Annotated in this window: 3 protein-coding genes; all 3 read left to right on the top strand. The window is 36.1% G+C overall.

Annotated features, from left to right (window positions below):
- Window positions 1–18: 18 nt before the first annotated feature.
- The 3 genes from JO950_RS15645 to JO950_RS15655 all read left to right on the top strand — a co-directional run bounded on the left by JO950_RS15645 (window position 19) and on the right by JO950_RS15655 (window position 12,465).
- Window positions 19–4,959: an aminotransferase class V-fold PLP-dependent enzyme gene (locus tag JO950_RS15645; RefSeq protein ID WP_202703498.1), complete on the top strand. Its 4,941-nt coding sequence runs from the start codon at window positions 19–21 to the stop codon at window positions 4,957–4,959.
- Window positions 4,956–11,432 (top strand): non-ribosomal peptide synthetase, encoded by a 6,477-nt coding sequence (locus JO950_RS15650; RefSeq protein WP_202703499.1) that lies wholly within the window; start codon window positions 4,956–4,958, stop codon window positions 11,430–11,432. The genes JO950_RS15645 and JO950_RS15650 overlap by 4 nt, the downstream gene beginning before the upstream one ends.
- Window positions 11,433–11,703: 271 nt before the next feature.
- Complete coding sequence (locus JO950_RS15655; protein WP_202703500.1) at window positions 11,704–12,465, top strand: ThiF family adenylyltransferase; 762 nt, start codon at window positions 11,704–11,706, stop codon at window positions 12,463–12,465.
- Window positions 12,466–12,549: the final 84 nt, after the last annotated feature.

The raw sequence follows: 12,549 nt of genomic DNA on the forward strand, positions 1-12,549 counted from the left end.
ATAAAAAATAATATAATTATGGAGAATATCGCTTATTTGATTAAAGATTTGAGGTCACGAGGTATTGGTGTGACATTGTCTGGTGATGATTTGGAAATTTCACAATTAAAAGAAGAAATAGATACAGATACAATTAATCTTATTAGAAATAATAAAGAGAGACTGGTAAATTATCTGCGTTCTTTCTCGTCTCAGGATTCATTCTCAGAAATACCCAATGCTCCATCTTTATCAAGCTACCCGATATCTGATGCACAACGCAGATTATGGGTGTTAAGCCAGTTTGAAGAAGGTACGGTAGCCTATAATATGCCATCCCGAATAGTATTAAATGGGGATTACAACATTGAAATGTTCAAACAAGCGATTCAGGCTGCTATCGACCGTCATGAAATATTGCGTACGGTATTTAAAGAAAATAGTGCCGGAGTTGTGCATCAACATATACTTACACCAGAAGCATTGAATTTTAAAGTCGATTATAAGGATTTTAGAATATTGGGTAATGAGTCAGCAGCAGCTATAGATTTATACATAGAAGAAGACAAGCAATTGAAGTTTGACCTTGAAAATGGTCCGCTAATCAGAGCTTCATTGTTACAGATGACTGATGATAGCTATACTTTTTACTATAATATGCACCATATTATCAGTGATGGCTGGTCTATGAAGGTACTTTCGAATGATGTATTGGCCTTTTATAATCATTATGTAAACAAAACTCCGTTAGAATTATCTGAATTAAGAATACAGTATAAAGATTACTCGGCCTGGCAGCTTTCACAATTAGAAACAGCATCTTATAAAGCAAGCAAAGAATACTGGAACGATCTTCTGTCCGGCAGCATTTCAACAATTGATTTACCAAGCACAAAAAAACGTCCTTTGTTTAAAACAAACAGGGGACAAAAAATAAGCACTTTTGTTTCTAAAGATACCACTTCAAAACTTAAGTTGTATTGTAATCAACAAGGGGGAACGCCATTTATGGGCTTACTATCCGCTTTAAATGTTTTAATCTACAGGTATACCAATACCAATAATATTGTTATCGGATCTCCTATTGCAGGCAGAGAGCATGTAGAACTGAAAAATCAAATAGGATTCTATACCAATACTTTGGCATTACGCAATGAATTAAACCCTTCAGATAGTTTTAATTCGGTTTTTAATTTGGTAAAACAGAATACCTTAAATGCATATACCCATCAATCGTATCCGTTTGACAGACTCGTTGAAGACCTGCAGGTAAAGCACAATACTTCCCGCAACTCGTTTTTTGATATTATGATGGTATTTCAGAATTTTGATCATGATACCGCTGACTTTGATTGGAAGGAGGAAAAAGAGAAAGAAATTGTAGATTTAGGAGTATCCAGTCCAAAATTTGATATAGACATCACTTTTGAAATCGTTGGCGGTCACCTTAAAATAGATCTTGAGTACAATACAGATGTTTATGAATATGAAGTCATAGCGAAATTTGTAAATCATTTTAAACAATTGCTTAAGAATATTTTTGACCAACCGGAAAAGGAAATCTCAAAAATTGAACTTCTTTCCGAAAAGGAAAAGCAGGAACAATTATATGAATCTAATGATACAAAAGCAGTTTATCCTAAAGGAGAAAATATCATCAGTTTATTTGAAGCTCAGGTTAAAAAAACACCAAACAAAACCGCGGTTATCTATAAAGACATCAAACTGACATATTCCGATTTAGAGGAGAAATCAGATGCTTATGCGGTATACCTGACTTCCATGTTTAATGTAAAATACGGTGACAGAATTGTAGTTACATTACCTCATGATGAACATCTTTTAGCCGTTTTATTAGCCGTTAAGAAAACAGGAGCCATCTATGTTCCGATTGATCTTGAAACGCCGCAAAGCCGAATTGATTTTATAAAAGAAGACAGTGAGAGTACTATTGTTATTGATGAGAATCTCTTGTTGGAAATGAATGCTTTCGAGAATAAAGGAAGAAAATTTGTAAAACCTCAGCCTACCTATGATAATGAAATTGAATTTCTTATTTACACCTCAGGTTCTACTGGAATACCTAAAGGGATATTGATAAAATCTGAAAGTGTATGCAACAGACTGTACTGGATGTGGAATAATTATCCGTTTCAGGAAACAGAAATTTGCTGCGCCAAAACCTCAATAAGTTTTGTAGACCATATTTGGGAACTATACGGACCTCTGTTAAAAGGAATTCCTTCTGCGTTTTTCAAAAAATCAGAGATTTTGGATATCCGCGGTTTTATTAAAAGTTTACAAGAAAATAAAGTAACCCGTATTGTACTGGTGCCATCCCTGTTAAGAGCTTTACTGGCTCATCCTGCCCTGTGCAAAGAAGAGTTAAAGTTGCTTAATGTATGGATAAGCAGTGGAGCTTCGTTAAAGAAAAGTGACGTGCAACATTTTTATGCCGTACATCAACGAGGAGACGTTAGGTTATTAAACATATACGGATCTACAGAAGTGACAGCAGATGCGACCTATTATGATACTTATGAAGACTATAATCATTATAAAGATTTTAAACTTTTCGAATACACTTCAGATGACAAAATAGAAGCCTTAATCTCACAGCACGACGTAGCGTCAAAAATAGTATCAGAAGACTATCAATCTCTTTTGGATTTGAAAAATTTTAAAGATGTTGGTCTTGATTCTCAATACAATCCCGATGCCTACCTGAAATTTGTAGAAACAGAAGTAATTCCTAATGTGGTTAATGTGAGCAAACCTTCTTTCATAGGTCACATGACAAGTCCTATTCCTAAAATTATTAGAGAAATGAATGCTCTAATAGTGGCGCTGAATCAAAATCAGGTTAAAATAGAAACCTCGATGGTAGCTACTTTGATTGAAAAACAGGTAATAGGAATATTTCACAACCTGGTATATGCAAATGATCTGAAATTTTATGACGATTTTGTTCAGAATGCAGATCAGGCCCTTGGTGTAATTACCAATGGTGGTACCATGTCTAACCTGATGGCCATAAATTATTCGTTAAATAACTTATTAGGACCTAAAGAAGGATTTAGCGGGATTAAAAAAGAAGGACTTTTAGCAGCACTCAGGGCCTATGATTATGATCGTGTCGTTTTACTGGGGTCAGATTGGTGTCATTATTCATTTGGAAAAGCTTTAAAACTTTTAGGTCTGGGTACCGATGCTTTTATCTCCATAGACTATGAAGGAAAAGAAGCAGCTGCTTTAGAAACAGAGATCGTTTCACTGATTGCAAAATTACGTGAAGAAAAGTGTCTTATTTTAGGTTTAGTAGGTATTGCGGGAACAACGGAGTCCGGAAATATCGATCCGCTTGAAATTTTAGGAAAAATAGCAAACCATCATAACATTCATTATCATGTGGATGCTGCTTTTGGAGGCAGTTTTTTAACGGACGATACGCTTAAACTGAAAATGAAAGGTATAGAATTAGCCGATTCAGTTTCGATTTGTGCTCATAAACAGCTATACATTCCGATCGGATTGAGTGTTTGTGTTTTTAAAGATCCGAATTTTGTAAATTCTTCCGAGAACAATACCCATTATCAGGCGAGAAAAGGAAGTTATGATCTGGGTAAATATACTATAGAAGGCTCCAAGAACTTTATGAGTTTTGCTTTACACGCCGTATTTAAGATTTTTGGGAAAGAAGGCTTTGCGCAGGTAATCAGACACAATTATGCTACAGCACAGTTTTTTGCACAAGCGATTGATAAACACCCGGATTTTGACCTTGTTTTTAAGCCCGATCTGAATATTGTACTGTACAGATATTTACCTAAAAAATACAGAGGCAAAGAAAGTCTGAGTAACGAAGATTTAGAACAAATCAATGAGATCAATCTTAAGATTCAGAAGGAACAATTTAAACAAGGAAATTCTTTTGTTTCCTATACGCAGATAAAGAAAAGGGAAAATGAGCAAAGACATCTTCTGTTCCGAACAGTTTTCATGAATCCATATACCACAAAAGAAGATTTGTTATCCTTATTAGAAGAGCAGGTTACCATTGCTGCCACTATCGAAAACAGACTTTACGAATCGCATTCCAGTGTTCAAAACGAAAGCATTTTTATTGGTAAACCGATAGAAAATGTCAAGGTGTACATCCTTGATGAATTTTTAAACGTATTACCGGCCGGAGTGGTAGGGGAGATCTGTATCAGTGGAGAATGTGTGTCTGCAGGATATACAAATACTGTAGAAGATTTTGCGGCGAAGTTTATCGAGAATCCATTTTTAAAAGGAGAACGTTTGTTTAGAACAGGCGATTTAGGAAGAAAATGGGAAGACGGTAATATTGAGTTTGTAGGAAGAAAAGACCATCAGATTAAAATTAGAGGAAATCGCGTTGAATTAGGCGAGATCGAAAATACCTTGTGCAAAAGAAAGGAAATAAGTCAGGCTGTAATTACGGTTATCGAGAATGGTGTGTCTCAGGAAAATGAACTTGCCGCTTACATTATTTCCAGCCAGAAAGAAGAAGTAATGGATCTGCGGGCATCCTTAAAAAAGAGCCTTCCGGAATATATGATTCCTTCTTATTTTGTACAGTTAGAAAAATTTCCGGTACTCACCAATGGAAAGATTGATCTCAAAGCATTACCGGATCCTCTGACAGAAGGCATTTCGACCAAAGTAGCTTACGTGGCACCACGCAATGCTATTGAAAAAGAACTAGTCAGTATTTGGCAGGAAGTTTTGGATAAAGAAAAGGTAGGGGTATTAGATGATTTCTTTGAATTAGGAGGTCACAGTATAAAAGGAACTAAACTTCTGTCCCAAATAAACAGAGCTTTTAATGTCGAGATAAACATTAAAAATTTATTTATGTCCCCTACAATAGAATGTTTGGCGGCACAAATAAAATTTATAGAAACCCAGGAGCAAATAAAGTCTGAAAAAGAATCACTTACAGAAATAGAATTATGATCGATTTATTACATAAAATAACAGAGGGCGGAATCGCTTTAGATATAGTAGATGGTCAATTAAAACTTTATGCAAAAGCCAAAGAAGTAGACCCGCAATTACTAGCAGAAATAAAAGAAAATAAAGAACAAATTCTGGCGTATTTATTAGATACCGGAGCATTAGATAAAAACACAGCTGTCCTACAGCCTATCGTTCCTGTTGCTCAGGCAGAAAATTATGCGCTTTCATTTGGACAGCAGAGATTGTGGACATTAAGCCAATTTGAATCCGGGGCAAGCACTTATAACATGCCCTATCATATTGAGCTTAAAGGACAGTACGATCTTATTTATCTTAAGCAAGCAATACGTGCTGTCATAGACCGCCATGAAATATTGCGTACCGTATTTAAAACAAATGAAATAGGAGAAGTACGTCAATACATAATTCCAAGTGAAGATTTTGAGTTTAATGTCACTTATATTGACTATCGAAATGCTTCTGATAAAGAACAGGAAGTACAAGATTATATAACCAATGATGCTTCTAAATCTTTTGATTTGGAAACAGGTCCTTTGTTTCGCGTTGGTTTGCTGCAAACAGACGATAATCGATATACTTTTTACTATAACCTGCACCACATTATTAGTGACGGATGGTCGATGAACATCTTATCACAGGATGTACTTCATTATTACAAAGCCTATGCAAATAATGCAGCTGTAGCACTGGAACCGTTAAAAATTCAGTACAAAGACTTTGCAAATTGGCAATTGGAACATTTAAATAGTGAGTCGAGTACTCTTTCAAAAGAATATTGGGCCAAAGAGCTGTCAGGTGATTTACCGGTGCTGGACCTACCGTCTGAAATTGTTCGCCCGACTGTCTTATCTTATGAAGGTCGTGGATACAGAACTTATTTTTCTAAAGAACTTTCGAAACGTATCAAAGATTTTTCTACAGAAAATGGAGGAAGTTTATTTACGGGACTTTTAGCAGCCTGGAATGTGCTGTTTCATAAATATTCAGGAGAACAGGACATACTTATTGGAAGTCCTAATGCAGGCCGGGACCATGCAGATGTGTTCAATCAGATTGGGTTTTATGTAAACACAATGGTTTTACGAAATACAATAGATCCTGAGATGACTTTCAGATCTCTTTATAAGCAGGTAAAAGACCGAACTCTTGAATCTTATAAACATCAAACCTATCCGTTCGATCGTATCATTGAAGATTTGAACATTCAAAGAAACGTTGGCAGAAATGCCATTTTTGATGTTTTACTGGTACTGCAAAATGCCGGAATTCAAATTTCAGATGCTGATCTGGAAAATATAGAGGTTAGCGAGATCAGAGAGTTAGGTGTTAAGGCCGCTAAGTTTGATGTAGAACTAAGTTTTGTCGAGGCAGGAAGTTATCTTGCTTTTGATCTTACGTACAACACGGCGGTGTATGATGAAGGGAGTATGAAAAGAATGATCAGCCATTACCAGCAATTATGGGAGGAGTTATTAGACAATCTGGATACACCGGTAACGGATATCTCTTATATTTCTGAAAAAGAAGAACAGCAGCTGCTTATTGATTTTAATAAAACAACAGCACCTTATCCCGATACGTTATCCATCCCGGAAGTATTCGAAAAACGAGTTCAGGAATCTCCCGATGCAGTAGCAGTTGTATATGAAGATCAGAGTTTTACGTATTTAGAATTGGATGATTTATCCAATAAATTTGCCCAGTTTATACAAGATCAATATACAATTGCTTCTAATGACACTATAGGGATTAAGCTGGAGCGAAATCATTGGTTTGTGGTAGCGTTATTGGGCGTACTAAAAGCAGGTGCTGTGTATGTACCAATGGATCCCGAGTTTCCAAAAGATGTATTGGACTTTATTACAAATGATGCTGCCTGTATTTTCTGTATAACAAAAGAAGAATTACAAGCCTTCATAACCTGTAAAAAGGATATTGATATTTCAGATTTTAAGCTAAATCAAACAGCAGATCCGTTAGCCTATATTATGTATACCTCGGGATCTACCGGAAAACCAAAAGGAGTAATCATAAATCAAAAGTCAATTTTGCGATTAGTGATGAACACCAACTATTTGGATGTTACTTCACATACTGTTTTAGGACTCTCAAATTTTTCATTTGACGGCTCTACTTTTGATATTTTTATGCCTTTATTAAATGGAGCTAAGCTTGTCATTTCGGAGAAAAATATATTTCTTGATCTCCAAAAATTCAATGAGTTAATAATCACCAAAAACATTAGCTGCTTTTTTATAACAACAGCCCTTTTTAATGTCATTGTTGAAGCCGAATTACCTGCGTTAGGGCAAATAAAATGTATCTTATTCGGAGGGGAACAAGTCTCTGTAAAACATGTCAAAAGATTCAAAGACCTATATCCTGCAGTAAGTTTACGTCATGTTTATGGCCCAACAGAAAATACAACATTTTCTACATTTTATGAAATCAATGCCATCAGTGACAATCCTAAAACGATACCTATTGGCTGTTCAATTACAAACAGTACCAGTTATATATTAGATGCTAAAAATAAATTAGTTCCTATCGGAGTTCCGGGTGAGATATGTCTTGGAGGTGAAGGCATCGCCGAAGGTTATCTCAATAGACCGGATTTAACAGAAACTAAATTTGTACCCCATCCCTTTATTGATGGATTAAGTATTTACAAAACCGGAGATACAGGGAAATGGCTGTCGTCTGGAGATATCGAATTTATTGGACGTAAAGATGATCAGATAAAAATAAGAGGTCATCGTATCGAGTTAGGAGAAATAGAAAATGCACTATTAACCATAGATGCGATAGACGATGCCATTGTAATTGCAAGAAAAAACAAAAACGACGAAAAAGAGATCGTTGCCTATATGGTATCCGGAGTAACGTTGAGCGCTTCTGATTTACGAAACGAACTAAAGAAAAAGTTAGCCATTTATATGCTGCCTTCTTATTTTGTACAATTGGATCAGTTTATATTAAACAGCAATGGAAAGGTAAATAAAAAATTACTTCCGGATCCTGAAACAGTCTGCCTTTCTACTACCTCAGATTATGTGGCGCCAAGAAACGGTAAAGAAGAACTTTTAGTTAGTATTTGGACTGCTGTCTTGCAAAAAACTACGGTAAGCGTTACCGATAACTTTTTTGAATTAGGCGGGCATAGTCTTAAAGCAGCCAGATTAATTGAAGAGTATCGCAGAGCTTTTAATGTTAAGCTTACTTTAGAGACAATCTTTTTGCATCCCATATTAGAAGATCATGTACAGCTTATTGAAGAGAGTACCTATTCAGAATATCAGTCGATACCGGTTATGGACAGTAACGATAGTTATGCACTTTCGGCAGGCCAAAAAAGATTATGGGCTTTAAGCCAACTGGAAACAGGAGCATCGATGTACAATATGTCATTTCATACCATACTGGAAGGGAGTTATGATATAGCCGTTCTTAAACAGGCCATTTATGCAACAATAAAACGTCATGAGATACTACGTACCGTTTTTAAAATTGATGATAGTTTAGGAGAGCTTCGTCAGTATATTATTCCTAATGATTCATTTTATCTCGATATTCCTTTCCTGAATCTTCAGGGTGAAGACGGCATAGAAGATAAACTTGCTGCTTATCGCAAAGAAGACCTCCATCTTCCATTTGATTTGACAAACGGACCATTAGTAAGAGCCTGTTTGTTTCAGTTAGAAGAAGCAAAATATGCTTTTCATTATAGTATGCATCATATTATAGGTGACGGCTGGTCTATGGAAGTTTTATCCAAAGACATATTCACATTTTATGAAAGCTTTAAAAATAATACAACCGTTTCACTGCAGCCGCTTAAAATACAATATAAAGAGTATGCAAATTGGCAGCGATTGCAATTAGAAGAGGCTTCCAGTCAGCAGGACAAAGTATTTTGGAAAGAATTGCTGAACGGTTCATTACCAGTACTTGATTTGCCAACGCAAAAATTGAGACCAGCTGTTAAAACAGCTCAGGGGAGACGATTCAGAACCTATCTTTCAGCAGAGCAGACAACAGCAATTAAAGGAGTAACTCAGGAATATGGAGGAAGTTTGTTTATAGCCCTTTTTTCAGGCTGGAACATCTTGTTGCATAAGTATACGGCTGCACGTGACATAATTATTGGAACTCCGGTAGCGGGAAGAAATCATATTGATCTTCTGGATCAGATAGGGTTTTACGTCAATACAATTGCATTAAGAAACGAAGTTAATCCGGAATTGTCTTTTGTCTCTTTTTATAAAAAAATAAAAGAACAAACCCTAAAGTCTTATAACCATCAAATGTATCCGTTTGATCAGTTAATAGACGATCTGGATATTCGACACCAAACCTCCCGAAATGCTGTTTTTGATATCATGTTTTCTTTACAGAATGTACTATCTCACAGGGTGGATGCAATCGTATCAAAAGATGCTGTAACTGCAATTGAAGATACAGGAGAAGCGATTGCGAAATTTGATTTAGAAGTAAACTTTCAGGAAGTGGGACAATGTTTGTTATTTGATGTAACCTACAACACAAATGTTTATGAAGCAGAAACGATCGAAGGTCTTATGAACCACTATAAGCAATTATGGAATGTAATTCTTGAGCAGCCAAATGAATTAATTCAGAATCTTACTTATTTATCACAAGAAGAAGAAGATCAGCTGGTTCACACATTTAATAATAATGACATTATATATCCTGAAGAGGATACGATTGTAACACTATTTCAACAACAGGCAGAAAAAACGCCACATAATTTAGCAGTAGTTTTTGGAGAAACACAAATTACGTATGCACAGCTGGATGCACTTTCTGATAAGATGGCAAACTATATCAGAAATACAAATGATGTTCATCCTGAAGATCTTATAGCCGTGAAGTTAGAAAGAAGTGATTGGTATGTGATCGCGCTGCTGGCGATACTTAAAACGGGTGCTGCCTATGTACCTATTGATCTGAATTATCCGGAAGATCGTATTGCATTTATTCAAAGCGACAGCAACTGTATTGCTACAATAGATGATTCTTTTATCTCCGAATTTCAAAATGCAACTATTGTATCAGATAGCAGGGATGTAATGGTACAGGCTTCTAATATGGCCTATGTAATATATACTTCGGGATCTACCGGAAAACCTAAAGGTGTCATGGTCGAACACAAAGCCTTAAGTAACTTGTGCCACTGGCATCAAAAAGAATACAGTCTAAGCACAGACAGCAGATGTACATTGTACGCGAGTATAGGTTTTGACGCCTCTACATGGGAATTATTTCCAACGCTCTTAAGTGGAGGATGTGTATACCCAATACCGGAATCCATTCGCTTAAAAACGGCAGACTTAATTGCATTTTTCAATGTCCATAAAATAACGCAGGCTTTTGTTCCTACAGTATTATACAACGATATATTACGAGACAGTGCAACACTGCAGCAGCCTTTAAAACTGTTATTAGGAGGCGAGGCACTTATAGTAAAAGATGTAAACGATAAGCTGGAAATCTATAACAATTATGGTCCTACCGAGAATGCAGTGGTAAGTACTTGTTATAGAGTAAAAAAGGACACTGTAGGATTGGTGCCGATAGGAAAACCAATAGGTAATGTGAAAACTTATATTCTCGATGAAAATGGAAGTCTGGTACCCCCGGGAGTAACAGGAGAGTTATGCCTGGCAGGAAAGAGTCTGGCCAGAGGCTATTTGAATAGCCCTTCACTGACTGGGGAAAAATTCGTATCACATGTTTTGGCAGGTGATGGGAAGCTCTATAAAACAGGTGATCTTGCCAAATGGCTTCCGGATGGAAACATTCAGTTTATGGGACGTAAAGACAATCAGGTGAAATTGAGGGGATATCGTATCGAACTTGGAGAAATTGAAGCGGCTTTGCAAGAAATAAGCGGGATTAAAGAAACAATTGTTCTTGTAAAAGAGATTAAAGGTGAAAAATACATTACGGCATATGTGGTAGGTAACACCGAAATTGATCGCATGATTCTTAAAAAGAAGCTAAGCAGAACTTTAGCAGACTACATGATACCAACCTATTTTATTTATGTAGACAGTATGCCATTAACCGCTAATGGAAAAGTAGATGTCAAATTACTGCCGGATACAGACGACATACAATTTAAGGAAGTGGCCGTTTATGTATCTCCCGAAAGTGATTTAGAAAAACAGTTGGTTACCATATGGCAGGACATCCTAGAAAAAGACAGAATAGGAGTAGAGGACAGCTTTTTTGCACTTGGCGGACATAGTTTGAAAGCAATACAAGTGATTTCTAAAATTCAGAAAGAATTCAATATCAAAATTGAACTTAAAGAATTGTACAACGAGCCAAGAATTAAAAACCTGGCAAGTTACATAGAATCGATACAAATTCTGAACAGCCAGCAGCCAGTCTTTATGGCTGTTGGTGAAGAATTGGTTTTTTAAAACTATAGTTTAGCTTAAGAAAGAATAGCGATTATCAGATAAAAACAGTTACAGGAGTATTCTTGTAGCTGTTTTTTTATTTTAAGGGTATCGCAACGTACTTTTTTTTAAGTTTTTTGGGTTGTTAGATATGTAGTGATCTGATTTACAGCAGGTAGTTTTTTAAGTATCATTTAATGAGTGATTTTGGGACCTTAGCAGATAAAAACTACCTTTTAGGTTAAAAGGGTACCCGTTGTTTCTGTTTAATTTTGAATAAAAAATTAATATTATGGATGATCGTTATTCAAAGAATAAACTTTATCTAAGCGATGAAGAACAAGAGATTATAAAAGATTTTCCAATTTTGCTGGCTGGAAGTGGTATTGGAAGCGTAATCGCGGAATGTGCGTTGCGTTTTGGTTTTGAAAAAATCACTATTGTAGACGGTGACCAGGTAGAACGGTCTAATTTGAGCAGACAGAACTATACAGAAGATGATATCAATTTGAACAAGGTAGACGCTTTGGCAAGACGATTGAAATCGATTAATAAAAATGCAGAAATTAATTGTATCGATTTTTTCCTGACTGTCGAAAACATAGGAGATCATATTAAAGGTCACAAAGCGGCAATCAATACGCTTGATTTTTCTTCTCCCGTACCGTTAATATTTGATACCGCTTGTCAAAAGTTAGACATTCCGGTGCTGCATCCTTACAATATAGGATGGGGAAGTCTGGTAACTGTTATTGCCAGAGATGGTCTTCTTTTAAATGCATTGGCAAATGGGGAGGAAGAATTTAATGAAGCTACCATGATGGAATACGCTTCAAGTTATTTGAGATTTTGGGGAAATCCACAAAAATGGATGGACAGTATAATCGAAAAGTACAAAATCGAAAAAGGCTGTCAGTCGCCGCCGCAAATGGCCATTGCATCGTGGTCGGTAGCAGCTTTATGTACTCATTTGCTTTTTAATATTGCAACGGGTAAAAAGTTCAAAAAATTCCCTGAGTTTTATTTGTCTGCAATTATTGATGAAGATTTGTAGGATTCTAAAGAGTGAAGAGTGAAGAGTGAAGAGTGAAGAGTGAAGAGTGAAGAGTGAAGAGTGAAGAGTGAAGAGTGAAGAGTG

This window comes from Flavobacterium sp. UGB4466, from assembly GCF_903469665.1.
GTDB lineage: Bacteria > Bacteroidota > Bacteroidia > Flavobacteriales > Flavobacteriaceae > Flavobacterium > Flavobacterium lipolyticum.

Coding starts and splice junctions, on each gene's coding strand:
- JO950_RS15645 (WP_202703498.1), top strand. CDS start 19: ATGGAGAATATCGCTTATTTGATTAAAGATTTGAGGTCACGAGGTATT.
- JO950_RS15655 (WP_202703500.1), top strand. CDS start 11,704: ATGGATGATCGTTATTCAAAGAATAAACTTTATCTAAGCGATGAAGAA.
- JO950_RS15650 (WP_202703499.1), top strand. CDS start 4,956: ATGATCGATTTATTACATAAAATAACAGAGGGCGGAATCGCTTTAGAT.